The organism is Pseudodesulfovibrio mercurii (genome assembly GCF_000189295.2).
Taxonomy (GTDB): domain Bacteria; phylum Desulfobacterota; class Desulfovibrionia; order Desulfovibrionales; family Desulfovibrionaceae; genus Pseudodesulfovibrio; species Pseudodesulfovibrio mercurii.
In genome coordinates, this window is the sequence record NC_016803.1 from 1,596,479 (window position 1) to 1,610,231 (window position 13,753).

Annotated in this window: 8 protein-coding genes and 1 tRNA gene; 4 read left to right on the top strand and 5 right to left on the bottom strand. The window is 68.0% G+C overall.

Annotation, left to right across the window (positions count from 1 at the left end; translation table 11 throughout):
* Positions 1-180: 180 nt before the first annotated feature.
* Genes DND132_RS07295 through DND132_RS07310 form a run of 4 tightly spaced genes read right to left on the bottom strand, consistent with a single transcriptional unit; the run spans position 181 to position 9,675 of the window.
* On the bottom strand, positions 181-1,815 hold the full coding sequence (locus DND132_RS07295) for a nuclease domain-containing protein (RefSeq protein WP_014322074.1): 1,635 nt from the start codon (positions 1,813-1,815) through the stop codon (positions 181-183).
* The gene (locus DND132_RS17600; RefSeq protein WP_014322075.1) at positions 1,812-3,920 is read right to left on the bottom strand and encodes an McrB family protein; all 2,109 of its coding nucleotides are present in this window, start codon (positions 3,918-3,920) and stop codon (positions 1,812-1,814) included. The genes DND132_RS07295 and DND132_RS17600 overlap by 4 nt, the downstream gene beginning before the upstream one ends.
* 33 nt (positions 3,921-3,953) lie before the next feature.
* The gene (locus tag DND132_RS07305; RefSeq protein WP_014322076.1) at positions 3,954-7,109 is read right to left on the bottom strand and encodes a UvrD-helicase domain-containing protein; all 3,156 of its coding nucleotides are present in this window, start codon (positions 7,107-7,109) and stop codon (positions 3,954-3,956) included.
* Entirely contained in the window at positions 7,099-9,675 is a 2,577-nt protein-coding gene (locus DND132_RS07310; RefSeq protein WP_014322077.1) for a PD-(D/E)XK nuclease family protein, read from the bottom strand. Before DND132_RS07310 ends, DND132_RS07305 begins: the two co-directional genes overlap by 11 nt.
* A gap of 252 nt (positions 9,676-9,927) precedes the next feature.
* Between DND132_RS07310 and DND132_RS07315 the strand changes: the two genes are divergently transcribed.
* Positions 9,928-10,923 carry a helix-turn-helix transcriptional regulator gene (locus DND132_RS07315; RefSeq protein WP_014322078.1) on the top strand — a complete coding sequence of 332 codons (996 nt, stop codon included), beginning with the start codon at positions 9,928-9,930 and terminating at the stop codon, positions 10,921-10,923.
* Between the two features lie 304 nt (positions 10,924-11,227).
* On the opposite strand, the gene DND132_RS07320 is transcribed toward DND132_RS07315, so the two are convergent.
* Positions 11,228-11,303: transfer RNA gene (locus tag DND132_RS07320), tRNA-Ala, on the bottom strand.
* Between the two features lie 135 nt (positions 11,304-11,438).
* Here DND132_RS07320 and DND132_RS07325 point away from each other — a divergent pair.
* The 3 genes from DND132_RS07325 to DND132_RS17605 are packed head-to-tail and all read left to right on the top strand — an operon-like array spanning position 11,439 to position 13,752.
* The gene (locus DND132_RS07325) at positions 11,439-12,437 is read left to right on the top strand and encodes an ABC transporter permease (RefSeq protein ID WP_014322079.1); all 999 of its coding nucleotides are present in this window, start codon (positions 11,439-11,441) and stop codon (positions 12,435-12,437) included.
* Positions 12,434-13,276 (top strand): ABC transporter permease, encoded by an 843-nt coding sequence (locus DND132_RS07330; protein ID WP_014322080.1) that lies wholly within the window; start codon positions 12,434-12,436, stop codon positions 13,274-13,276. Before DND132_RS07325 ends, DND132_RS07330 begins: the two co-directional genes overlap by 4 nt.
* A complete protein-coding gene (locus DND132_RS17605) occupies positions 13,273-13,752 on the top strand; it encodes a GNAT family N-acetyltransferase (RefSeq protein ID WP_014322081.1) in 480 nt (159 codons plus the stop codon). The genes DND132_RS07330 and DND132_RS17605 overlap by 4 nt, the downstream gene beginning before the upstream one ends.
* The last annotated feature ends 1 nt before the right edge of the window (position 13,753 follow it).

Below are 13,753 nucleotides of genomic sequence, written 5' to 3' on the forward strand. Positions count from 1 at the left end.
AAGGCTCCGGCGACCGCCGGGAAGACTCCGGGGACCCGTCGGGGGCCGTGGTTATGAAAATTCTCCAAAGACAGAGGGCTTCGGATACGTATCCGAAGCCCTCTGTCTTTCCGTGACGGAGCCGCAGGAAATCGAACCCGCGACCTCCTGCATGCCCTTCCCGCGATCCCCTCTCCTCCGTCACCCCTCCTGATGCGGGACGTGGTCGGCGGGGTTGGTCGGCGCCGGGGGGACGCAGGGGGGCCCGTCCTGTTGCCCGACGGCCGAGGCGAGCCATGCCTCGAGTTCGCGGTCATTGGTTGCCGAGGGCCGAAGCTCCCAGACCCCGCGCGCGAAGGTCTCGCGGAAGGCGGGCGAAAACCACTCCCGCGTGTCGTCCCCGGCCTTGGGCGAAAGGAGGAACGACCAGACGGGCGACCCGCCCAGGTCCTCCCAGACCAGGGCGTCGCGGTAGATGTGGACCGAGGCGAAGGCGTTGCCGAGGTTGGCCCGGCCCACCCGGTACTTGGCGTCCAGGCAAGCCCACCACCCGTCGCCGGACGGACGGCGCACCGACAGGACGATGTCGGGCCGCCGTTCGGACGACAGGGACCAGCGTTTGGCGTTTGAGCGGGCGAAAAAGCCCGGGAAGACGGCGTTGAACTCGACCTCGACCCGCGTCCCGTCCGGGGCGACGCCGCACGCCGCCGCGCCCGCGCCGGAACTGCCGAGATCGAGGATCCTGCCGTACCCGCGCGTGATCCAGGACCAGCCGGGCAATGCGTTACGCAACCCCTCGACCACCGAGAGGAAGCACCATATCTCGTACAGTTCGAAACTCGGCCGGACCGGCGCGCCCAGCTGGGCGGCGTTGCCGTCGAGGTTGAAACGCGGCGAACAGAACAACCGGCCGAGATTGTGGAAGCGCGCGTAGACGGGGTCGTCCAGGACCACGAGCAGGGCGGCTTCACTCGGTGGGCGCGGGGTCAGGTGGCGCAGGGGGGACCGGCGGATCGCCCGGCGCACGGAGGCTGCGGCCGCTTCCATGGCCGAGGATCGCGCCAGGCACCAGGGGGCGCTGTCGTTGCCCGGATAGCGTTCGGCCATCTCCCGCAGGGCCGTGGACACGGACTCGAGCCGCCTGGCCGCGCGCCCGGCGAGCCAGAGCACATAGCGGTTGGCGGGATGGTCGATGGTCTCCTGGACCCGGCGCAGCGGCACGAGCGGTTCGTCGCCGAGCAGCTCCAGCCGCTTCCAGGGGTCGAGCCAGGCCCCGACTTCGGGGTGGCGGCTGACCCAGGAAACGGCCTCGCGGCCCGCCTTGCGCATGCGCCGCAGCTCCACGTCGGCCCAGTAGCCCGCGTCCTTGGTCCGGGGCGAGGTGCAGATGGCGGTCAGGCTCTCGACAAGGGCGCGGACGAGCGGCAGCAGCGCCACGGTCAGGAACTGCGGGGACGCCCCGCCGTGCACGTCGGCGCTGCCGCCCTGGCCGCCCTCCATGCCGACGCTCGCCCCGCTCAGCCAGGTCTCGACGTCGGCCAGCATGGCCTGCCATTCGCCCTGGAGCAATTTGTATCCCGACGGCCGGACGCGGACCGGATACTCGGCCCGCTCCCCTTCCGACTCGACGCGCAGCAGGCTGTCGCCGACCCAGAAGCCGGTCGTCAGGGCGAAGCGCCCGGCGGCAACGGCCGGAAGCGGCAGGTGGTCGAGCCACAGCCGGGCATCCGGGCCGGTCTCGACGACGACCTCGTAGGAGGCGTTTTCCTCCAGGCGCAGGCTGCCGAACTCGGGGCCGATGCGTTCGCCCGCGCAGAACACGCTGCACTCGATCATGCCCAGAATCTCGTCACGCCGGTGGCCGAAAGCTGTTCCGTCATGCTCTCGATCTTGGCCGCGCTCTTGGTCAGGCCGTTCTCCTGGCAGATGTGCCGCACGTTCCCGAGGGCATTGAGTAGGCTCGGGCTCTCCTCGCCGCGCAACCTCGGCAGGATCTTGGAGAAGACGGCCTGGTCGAGCAGCTCGGTGGCGACGCTCTGGTCGGTCAGGCCGTTGTTCGCGCAACTGCCCACGAAGGCGAGCATCTCGTCGGCGACCCGGTAGCCGAAGTGGCGGCGGATGGCCTTCAGTTCACCCTGCAGGGCGATGAGCAGCTTCTCCACCTCGGGCATCCGCCGCTCCGGGGGCTGCCGGTCGAAGAAGCCCTCGAGCTCCACGTCCCAGAATTCGAAGGTGAAGGCCCTGTCCAGCACCTTGTCGCTGAAGGGATGGGTGGTCTCGTCCATGTTCACGGTCCCGCCCACGAACAGGTTGCGCGGCCAGGGGATGGAGGGCGGCACGTCGTTGACGTAGTCCTCGTTGGCGTGGAGGCTCAATGCGCCGTCGATCTCCATGGCCGACAGGAAGGGGGCGAAATAGCGCTCCACCCGGGCCATGTTCATCTCGTCGAGGATGAGGAAGTAGGGCTGGTCCGGGTGCTGGGCCGCCCCGAGCACGACGCGCAGTCCGGGCTCCGCCTGGAAGGTCGGGTCGGCGTGCAGCGCGTTGAGATAGCCGAGCAGCCCCGAGGGGTCGCGCCAGTCCGGGGAGACCGCGACCACGGCCATGTGCTCTTCGGGATCGACCCCCGCCAGATCGCAGTACATGCGGGCGTAGTGCCGCAACAGCGCGGTCTTTCCCGTACCGGACAGCCCGGAGAGGATGACGAAGCGCTTCTTGTCCAGACAATGCCAGGCGAGGTGGAGGGAATTGAGCTGGTTCTCGGAAAAGACGTATTTCTTCAGCTCCGGATCGGTGGCGAAGCGCTCGGCGATATCCTGGAGGGAGGGCCAGGAGACCGCTTCCTCCTCTTCCTCTTCGACGTGCCGGGGCGGTTGCTGTACGGGCAGGGACGGGGTGGGGATGCTCTCCGGCAGGGCCGAGGCCCAGTAGCGGCCGTAGTCGGTCAGGCTGTATTCCTTGTCCTCCTCATTGATGAGCCCGAGCCCCTTTGCCCAGGCCCCCAGGGAGCTGGGCGCGAAGTCGGTGGTCCATTGGGGGTAGATCTTCCGCAGGTCTTCGTGGAGCGCCTTTTTGGCCATGACCGGCTGTTGTTCGAGCAGGCGCAGGATGTGGGCGAAGCCGAATACCGACTCGACCATCCGCTTCACGAGCAGGTCAGGCAGCTCCGATTCGAGGAACTGCTCGCCCAACTCGCTGGGATGCCACAGGCCGCCGCCCCGGTGCTCGATGAGGCCCAGCCGTTTCAAGATACTGAAAATGCTTCGACAGGACTGCGGGGTGTACTGGCTGAAGAAATCACCGTTGCGCAGGACCTCGGCAAACTCCTCCTTGTCGATGCCGCCGATGGTCATGCCGATAGCTTCCCGGTAGCCGTCCACGTACCCGTTCGTTGCCGCTATGCCCTTGAACTGCTTGTTGGCGGGCCAAAGGTCCAGGACCGGGGGGGCCTCGTCGGCGTCCAGTTCCTCGTCCGAACCGTAGCGGTCCTTCCAGTACGGCTCGTTGCGGAACTGCGCGCAATTCTGCCCCTTGCCGTCAAAGGTGAAGGCGATCAGGGCGTCCGCCATCCACGACGAGCCTTCGACCACCTTCCAGATGGTCCCCTGGTAAGTGTAAAAGTACCATTCGCGGATGGGGTCGACAGGGGTCCAGTCCACCTGGACGGTCTTGCCGTTGCCGTCGTTGGCCGTGATGGTTCCCACGGCCTTGATGCTCATGACCGAGACAGGCCTGCCCCGGTTGTCGAAGGGCAGGTCGCGCTTGCGCGTGTAGCTGGCCTTGATGGCGATGCGCTCCCCGGGCTTCATGGCCTTCACATGGTCGGTGTATTTGTCGTCGTAGCCGTTTTCCCAGATGCCCTCGGAGAGAAAACGGTCGGCCTGGTCGCCCTTGCTCCAGGCCGCGCCGACAAACCAGTATGTCCTCTTTTCCGTGCTCATGTTCATATCCTTTGCTTGTCCCTCGACGGGAATCTATTCATCCGAAACGGTCACGTTGACCATGAGCCCCGCCAGGGGGAAATGTATCCAGGTCTCGCGGACGGGACGGCCGCTCGCCTTGGACATGGCCTCGGCATAGGCCGAAAGCTGCCCGGCGTAGGACGCCGCCTTGGCTTCCAGGCGGTCCGCGGAGCCGGTCGCGGTCTTGTGGTCGATGATCACGTCGGCCTCGGGCAGGCCGAGGAGCATGTCCACCCAGCCCGCCCCGCTGGCCGGGCCGCGACGGAGGTGCACCGGCCATTCCGTGCGCACGCCCGGGTCGCCGAACCGCTCCCCGATGAAGGCCGCCAGGCGGTCCTGCATCTCGCACAGGGTCGCCGCATCGACCTCGGACAGCTCCCAGTCGGCCAGGACGGCCTGCGCCCGCGTCTCCCGGACGGCCCGATCCAGCCCGCCGGGGACCGCCCCCAGAAAGGCATGCACCGCACTGCCCAGGCGGGCCGGGTCCTCTCGTTTCCCGATGGGGTACGGCGGTCCGATCCGGACGGCCTCGGTCCTCACCGTGCCGTTTGACGGGTACCCGCCCAAGGCGAAACGGGCCGGTTCCCGCCCGGCCGGCTCGACCGGAAGCGCGGGAGTGCGCGGGACTCCAGGCGGCGGGACCGCGCCTTCCGACTCCGGGGCGAAGGAGCCCACATCGATACGCGCCTGGTGGTCGGCCCCGACCCGGATGGTCTGGACACCCGGCTCCAGGGGAAAGACGAACACCTTTTCCCCGGTCTCGTCCACGCAGGCGTCCAGCCAACTGGTGGTGCCGTCGGTTTTGCCCGGAATCCGGGCGGCGAGGACGAGATGGTCGCGGGCCCTGGTCATGCCGACGTACAGCAGGCGGAGCCGCTCGCGCCGCTCCATGGCCTCGGCCCGCCGCTGGGCGGCGGTGCCTTCGAGGGCCTCCTCCAGGGCGGGAATCCTCCGGCCCGCGCCGAAGGGCCAGGGCCAGAAGCGCAGCCAGCGTCCGGCCAGGGGATTGTCCATGTCGAAGGTCTCGGAATCGGAGCAGACGTTCAGGCCGAAAATCCGGGGGTTGTCCACGGAGTCCATGCCGGTCAGGACCACCAGCGGCCATTCAAGCCCCTTGGAACGGTGATAGGTCAGCACCTGGACGGCATCGGACCCGCCCCCTTCGGCCTGCTTGTCCTCCTTGTCGGCGGCCAGGCGCGAGAAATGGGCGAGGAGTCCGGCCGACGTTGCGGGGGACCGCGAAGCGCCGCACGCGTCCTCATAGGCCAGGGCATAACCCCGGAGGGCGTCGAGATTGGCCAGCCGGTTGCCGGGGTGCGGCCAGGACTTGGCCACGGGCCGGGCATCGACGAGGCTGACGGCGAGGTCCAGGGTCTCCACGGCGGTCAACTGGACCAGGTTCGACCGGGCCGCATCCAGCCTGTGTATTGCGGGAATCCGTTCCTTGACCGCCTCCAGGTCGCCCGGCCGTACCAGAGGGAGCCACCAGTCCGGGCCTTCCTCCCCGGCGAGGAGCCGGGCCATCTCGGCCACGGCGAGGAGATCGCTCTCGTCCGCGAGGTAGCGGAACGCGGCCAGCGCGAGCTGCGTCTCGGGCTGGGCCATCAATCCGGGACGGGGGACCGCCGCCCGGATGCCCCGGTCATTCAGGGCCTCGGCCACAAGCTCGCACTCGTGATTCTTCAGGCAGAGGACGGCGATGTCTCCCGGCCGCAGGGGACGCGCCCCGCCGGTGGCCTTGTCCAGCACCGCATGACGCCCGGCCGACGAGAGCAGGTCCACGATCCCGCTCGCCAGGCACGCGGCCTCGACGGTCTTGTTGTTGGCCTGAAGCCGCCAGCACATCAGGTGCGGGTCGTCCGTTTCGAGCTCGACGACCTTCGGGACCAGCTCCACCTGTGCGGCGGGGATGCCGTGCGGCCGCATCGCCGCGCCGAAAAAGGCGTTGGCGAAGCGAACCAGGTCCGGCTGGGAGCGCCAGCTCTCCCCGAGGACCTCGACGCGGTCCACGTTTTCGACCACGGCGTCCATGAGACCGGGATCGGTCCCGCGAAAGGCGTAGATGGACTGTTTCTGGTCGCCCACCCAGACGGACTTGCCCGCGACCTGCGAAAGGCGCAGGAAGAGGGCCAGCTGGATGGGGCTGGTGTCCTGGAACTCGTCCACCATGAGCAGGTCCAGCCGCTCCCGGAGCCGTTGCCCGATGTCGTCGTTTTCGAGGAGACTGAGGGTCAGCGCCTCCTGATCGGTGAAGTCGATCAGGCCGAGATCCTTCTTGTACTGCTGGTACCGGCCCATGGCGTCCGACGCGCATTCGAACATTTTCCTTATGTAGGTCTCGACGTCGTGGTGCAGGCGCGGGTGGCCGAGGACCTGCTCCGCCAGCTCGGTGATCGGCTGGACGATGTCCCGGCTCTGTTTGCCGGGGGCGAATTTGGCGAGGGAGATCCAGTCCCCCCAGCATCCGGGCGCGCCGTTGCGCATGTTGTTCCGGATGATCCGGAGCCGGTCCCGGACCCCTTCCGTGGCCTTGGTTCCGTCTCCAGGAGCGGGGAGGTCCCGCAGGGCCTCGTCCACCGCCCGCCGCAACTCGTCGTCGAGCCGTCGGCCGTCCTGGAGAGAGAGGGGTTCGGGCAGAAGCTGCCGGAAGGATTCCCAGGATTTTTCGGCGCAGGCGAGGAGTTCGGCGCGGTCGATCCGGTTGGCCCTGGCCGCGTCGATGATGCGCTTGACCGGCTTGTCCCAGCTTTCCCGGAGATCGAACAGGCCGAGGGACCGCAACACGGGCGTCAGCGGCGGCGTGTTGAGGCGCAGCACCTCGGACACGGCCGCACGGAACACGGCCGAATCCTCGCCGTCGGGCAGGACGTCCAGGTTGGGGGAAAGGCCCGCCTCCAGGGCGTAGTCCCCGAGGATGGCCCCGCACACGGCGTTGACCGTGCCGATGTATCCGTCCTGGATGCATTGGGCCGCGTCCGCCTTTCCGGCGGCGATCAGCCGGGAGCGGACCCTGGCCGAGAGCTCCGAGGCAGCCTTCCTGGTGAAGGTCGTGGCCACCACGCCGTCGGGCCGGACGCCCTGGTCCAGCAGACCCGCCAGGAGCCCCGTCAGGGTGTAGGTCTTGCCCGAACCGGCGCTGGCGCTGAGTATGGTCAGATCATTCGGCATGTTCCCTCCCGCACAGGACCGCGTAGTCGCAGAAGCCGCAATTGACGGTCAGCCCGGCCAGTCCCGGCGCCTCGTCCGGCGTGTCCAGTCCCCGGGCGCGACAGGTGCCCGCATCGAGCGAGGCCTGGCCCGCATGGTAGGCCTCGAGCGCTTCGGTCCAGAGGCCGGGCAGGTCCGCGGCCACGGACTCCCGTTCCTCGGCCCAGGGGGCGTCGGTGCTGATCAACTCCCGCTGGTTCAGCATGAAATAGGCCGCGTCCTTCCCGTCCCCGCCGAGGAGCCAGCAATAGGCCGCGAGCTGGAGGGCGCGCCCCTGCTCCATCTCCTCCCGGCGGTGCCGGCTGGTGCTCGACCACTTCATGTCCCAGGGAATCTCCGCGCCGTGTCCGTCCTTGAGCACCAGGTCCACATATCCTACGAACTCCTGGCCCGCCTGGTCACGGCGCACGTTCTCCTGTTCGGACGCGTGGATGCTCAGTCCCGCTTTAAGAATCCTGGCGAACAGGCACTCGACGGCGTCCAGGGCCTTTTCGCGAAAGACCAGCAGGGTGGTCTCGCGGCCCGGTTCATTCAGGGGCGCGGCCATCTGCGCGACGAGCGCGTCAAACAGCCTGTCCGCCCTTGCCCTGGCCTCGGACGGCGTCCAGTCGGTCTTCTCCCCGACCAGCAACTCGACCAGGCGATGGCAGAAGTTGCCGTAGAGCTGCCCGCCCTCGGGCGGTTCGGCCAGATTTCCGGGTCTGATGCGCAGGATGTACTTGAGGAACCAGCTCAGCGGACAGCCGAGAAAATTGATCAGGCCGGACGGTGATTCGCGAGGACGCCGTGCGGCCGGACCCTGGGGAAGCCGCCAGTCCGCGAGGGGGGCCACCGGGTTCCCCGGCCGGACGTCGGTCAGGCTCAGCGGGCAGCCGAGCAGTTCCGGCGCGGGATCGAGCAGGACGTCCGCCGCGCGGATGGTCCCGGCCTCCAGAACCGCCTCGCCCAGGGCGGCCGTCAGCTCGTCCCAGAGGGGGTGCGGCGCGACCGCCTGCCCCCGGACGCTGTCCGGCAGGACCAGGAGCACGGACTCCGCATGGCGGAGGGGCGCTTTCCAGGAACGGACCTCCATTTGCCGGGCATGGTCGAAGTCCCGCAGGTCCGCGCCGCCCCGTCCGAGGGTCGCGCGTTCGTCCCCGGTCCAGGGGAGAAAAAGCCTCGGGGGCTGCGTCTCGGAGAAATTCCACCAGACCAGCGTCCCGACCGGTCCCCGGACCTGTCCGGGCCGGGAGACCACCGCCCAGGGGGCGGCCTCGGCCCGTTCCGGCCCCTTCACGCCCCCGCCGACCACGCTGTCGAGGATTCGGCTCAACTGCGCCTTGGTCACGGCATCCATGCCGGTCAGGGCGAGGGTCTCGGCCATCTCTCCGGCCATGGCGGAGACGGCGGCGAGCACGTCCGCCCGATCGGGCGCGGCCATCCTCCCCGCCCAGTCCGAAAGCCGCCCGCAGACGGCCGTCACGGCCCCCGCGTCCACCGGGCTGCGCTGGTCGTGGCGCGAAAGGCCGGTCCAGAAGGCGACCTCCTCCAGCAGATCCCGGCCGTTCTCCCGTCCGGCGGCCCATTCCGCGCACCGCGCGAGGGCCTTTTCCCACCGGGGGCCGCCGAGGCCGGGATGGGCGGTCAGGGCGTCCAGGAGATGCCGGGCCAGGACCGGATGGATCGGGCTCAGGGGGGCGGTCAGCAGGTCGATCAGGGCCGAGGGGGAAAACGGTTTCCAGAGCAGGGCGAGGCCGATGGGCAACAACTGCAAGGCCGTCCGCTGCGCGGACCGCGCGGATTGCCCCGTCACGGGCAGCCCCTGGCGCCTGAGCGCCGTGTCCAGTGACTGGCCGTCGCTTTCCGCCAGGAGCACGACGTCCTCCGGAGACGGATGCGTGTCCAGCCAGGAGGCGAGAAGTTCCCCGGCCTCTTCGAGACTTGTCGTGCGGAGGACCCGGACAGCCGGACTGTTCCCTTCCGGGAAGCCCTGGCCCCGAAGCACCCCGTCCTGTTCGATCAACCGGACTCCGGCCTCCTCGAGCCGGGCGAAGAGCCGCCGCCAGGCCGAAGGCCACAGGCGGAGTTCCGCCTCAAGCGTCAGGGAGGACAACCCGCCGAGCCCCCAATCGGCGATGCGCGCGCCGATCGCGTCGATGCGTTCGGCGAGCCCCGGGGAGAGTTCCGCGGCCCGGGCTGCGTCGCGCAGCTCCCGCAGACGGCCCGTCGTCTCGGCGGAACCGTCCCAGCCCGCCATGCGCAACCCGTCCAGTTCGGCGAGAAGATGCCGGGCCGTGGACCAGGCGTCGGCCTTGAGCGACTGCGAATAGAAGGGTTCCGGACTGCCGTCGCAGGCCTTCAGCCCCCGTTGGAACTGGGCGATTCGATGCGTCTGGTTGTGCCGTTGCGGGGCCATTCCCAAACGGGTCTCCAGGACCGAAACGAGTCCCAGGGGACCGACCACTGCGACGCCTTCGGCCGCGTCCCTGCCAGCGAGGGCATCGGGCCATGCCCCGGAATCGTACTGGGGGCCAACAATCAGATCCATATTCAACCTCTGCGACCGATGTCCGTTTCACCTGTTCCGCGCCGCCGGTGCGCGTTGTCGTCCCGGCGGACGTACCCGCCGTCCTGTGCGGCCGTTGGGGACACATCGATTTCCCGTTCAACGAGTTGTATTTTCAACATGGCGATAACATGATGCTTTTTAACTATCCAGGAACAATTTCAGGATTATCGTTGACGCAAATTCCAGAATACGGAATACGGAGCCGATATCTTCAGTGCAAGGAGTGACGCCATGCCCCCGAAGTTGGACCCGACGACCACGTCGGCGCAGAAGCTGATCAGCCTGTACAGCCTGTTGCTGTTTACCGGGCGGACCTATTCCCTGACCGGTCTGGCCCGGCATCTCGACTGTTCCAAGCAGACGATCCTGCGGCTGGTGGACGCCCTTGAGGCCGGATCGTGGGCGCGCATCGAATCCTTCCGCAAGGGCGGGCAGCGCTGGTACCGGATGGTGCTTCCCGAGCAGCGACCGAAACTGTCGCTGGCCCCGGAGGAGATGCAGAAGCTGGCCCTGTGCAGGGATCTCGTCCTGCACCTGCTGCCCCCTTCGCTCCGGGAGAGCGTGGGGAACTCGCTGTCCAAGACGGGCGTCATGTTGCCCGACCTGTCCCGGCGGGCCGAGGCCCTGCGCCCCGTGGCCGCGTCCAGGACAAAGGGGAAGGTCGATTACGCGTCGTTCCAGGACCGGCTCGAGGCGCTGCTGGCGGCCGTTCACGGACGCAACATCTGCGAACTGACCTACCATGCGGCGAACGCGTCCGAACCCAAGTCGTACCATTTCGCCCCCATGCGGCTGGTCTGTTTCCACGACGCCCTCTACGTCCTGGGGCACGTGGTCTCACCGTCGAGCCCGTGGGAGATCCGCCACACCATAACCCTCGCGGTGCAGCGGCTGGTGGACATCGCGGTCACCGCCGACGTCCACGATTTCCCGCCGGTCGAGGAAGGCGCGGGCAGCTTCGGTTTCATGCCGGGGACGAGATTCCGCGTGGTCGTCCGGTTCGACGAGAGCGTGGCCCGTTACGTGTCCGAACGGGTCTGGAGCGAGGACCAGGCCGTGACCCTCCGCAAGGACGGCTCTCTGGACCTGGCCATGAGCGCCACCAGCCGGTCCGAGGTCCTGGCCTGGGTCCTCGGTTTCGGCGAATTGGCCGAAATCCTGGAACCGGCGGAACTGCGGGAGGCCATTGCGGAAAAAATGGAATCCATGCTGGCGGCCTACAGGTAGACTGCCCGAAAGGGACTGCACGCGTCGGTCGCCACCGCCCACCGTATCCCCGGAGTCCGAGCAGCCTCCCTCGCCAAGGGCTGCGCAAGGATTTTCCACTTCGGGTCTGCAAGGGGGGGGCATGTCGATGCGGGATTTCCCACAAGCGAACAGGCCTCGGTCCCGCCTTTCAAATGGGGAAAACACGACACGGGATACGATGCGCACGGAGAAGTATTTCGGAAAAGCCCCGTTTCCAGGCTATTTCCCGCTGGGGCCAAAGAAAAAGGGCTCCGGATGATTTCCGAAGCCCTTAATTTTCGTGTGGTGGAGCTGGAGGGAATTGAACCCACGACCTCTTGAATGCCATTCAAGCGCTCTCCCAACTGAGCTACAGCCCCACGTCGTTGGGTGGAGGGTAATTATCCAAGGGGCGGACGGTTGTCAACCGGAAAATCAACGCCCGGTCTTGTGGATTGATTCGGGCGCGGTCTTGCGGTAGGAATTGAGGCTGGTCGGAATCATTGGGAGAATCAATGGGCCAGGTCCTCAAAAAAATCGTCATCAAATTGCTCTGGGTGGGCGTGGTCTTTCTCGGGATCACGGTCATCAGCTTCTGGGTCATCCATCTGGCCCCGGGCTCGCCCACGGACCTGCAGACCACGCTCAACCCCGAGGCGGGTGTGGAGGCGCGGCTGCAGCTCGAAAAGCTCTACGGCCTGGACCAGCCCCTGCACGTGCAGTACGTGGGCTGGCTGAAGCGGCTGGTGCGCCTCGATTTCGGCCAGTCCATGTCCGGCGACCACCGGCCGGTCTGGGACAAGATCAAGGAGCGGCTGCCCCTGACCTTCGGCATGAACGTGGCCTCCCTGATCCTGACCCTGCTCATCGCCGTGCCCATCGGCGTGGCCGCGGCCTGGTGGCGTGGCGGGGCCTTCGACAAGATCTCCACGGTCATCGTCTTCATCGGCTTCGCCATGCCCGGCTTCTGGCTGGCCCTGCTGCTCATGCTCTGGCTGGGCATAGCCTGGCCCATCCTGCCCATCTCCGGCCTGACCTCCATGGGCTTCGCGTCCATGTCCGGCCCCGAACAGTGGTGGGACGTGACCAAGCACCTGATCCTGCCCATCTTCATCTACACCTCGGGCTCCTGGGCGGGCATGTCCCGGTTCATGCGCTCGTCCATGCTCGAAGTCCTGCGCCAGGACTACATCATGACCGCGCGGGCCAAGGGGCTGTCCAGCCGCGTGGTCCTGTTCAAGCACGCCCTGCGCAACGCGCTCATGCCGGTCATCACCATCCTCGGCCTGTCGGTCCCGGCCCTCATCGGCGGGTCGGTGATCATCGAGTCCATCTTCGCCCTGCCCGGCCTGGGCCAGCTCTTCTACCAGGCGGTCATGGCCCGCGACTACCCGCTGATCATGGGCTCCCTCGTGCTCGGCGCGGTCCTGACCCTGGCGGGCAACCTGCTGGCCGACGTGGGCTACGGCCTGGCCGATCCGCGCATCCGCGTGGGCAGCGGGAGGGATCGATGAAACGCCGCCCGCTCAAGCGCGTCTCGCCCTGGGCGCGCCACGCCCTGCTCGTGCTCGGCGCGCTCATCGTCGGGGTCATGTCCGTGGGGGCCGTCTTCGCCCCGCTCATCGCGCCCTACGACCCCAATTTCATCAACGTGGACGCCCTGCTCCTGCCGCCCTCGGCGGCCCACCTCATGGGCACGGACGCGCTCGGCCGCGACGTGTTCTCGCGCATCCTGTTCGGCGGGCGCGTGTCCCTGTGGGTCGGATTCGTGGCCGTGGGCATCGCCACCTCCATCGGCGTGGTCCTCGGCCTGGTGGCGGGCTACTTCGGGCGCGTGGTGGACGAGATCATCATGCGCGGGGTGGACGTCATGCTCTGCTTCCCGTCGTTCTTCCTCATCCTGGCGGTCATCGCCTTCCTGGAGCCGAGCCTGACCAACATCATGATCGTCATCGGCCTGACCGGCTGGATGGGCGTGGCCCGGCTGGTCCGCGCCGAGACCCTGACCATCCGCGAGCGGGACTACGTCCTGGCCGCCCGCGCAGCCGGGGCCGGGGCCGGACGGATCATCTTCCGCCACATCATGCCCAACGCGCTCGGCCCGGTGCTGGTCTCCGCCACCCTGGGCGTGGCCGGGGCCATACTGACCGAGTCCTCGCTCTCCTTCCTGGGGTTGGGCGTGCAGCCGCCCGACGCCTCCTGGGGCAACATCCTCATGGAGGGCAAGGAGGTCCTGGGCATCGCCTGGTGGCTGTCGGTCTTCCCCGGCATGGCCATCCTGGTGACCGTGCTCGGCTACAATCTGCTCGGCGAGTCCCTGCGCGACCTCCTCGACCCGAGGCTCAAGCAGTGATCCGCATCCGCCAGGCCCGCCCCGGCGAGGAAGCCCTGATCGCCGGGATCATCCGCGACTCCATGCTGGCCTCCTACGCCCGCTTCCTGCCCGCGCCCGTGTTCCAGCGGCTCATGGACATGGACCGCCCGGCCCAGGTGGCCGAGGCCAACGGCCCGGACTTTCTCATCGCCGAAGCGGACGGCGTCCCGGCGGGCGCGCTGCTGCGCAGGGATGACTACGTGGACCACCTCTGGACCCACCCGGACCACATGGGCCGGGGCGTGGGCTCCGCCCTGCTGGCCCATGCCGAGGCGGACGCCGCCCGGGCAGGATACGGCCGGCTGACCCTGGACTGCCTGCAGCGCAACGAAAAGGCGGCGGCCTTCTACCGCGCACGGGGCTACGCCGTGGAGCGGACCTACACCGCCGCCAACCACCTGGCCGGGGAGCGCGTCCACTTCATGGTCAAGGCGCTCCCCCCGACGGGGGCGTGAC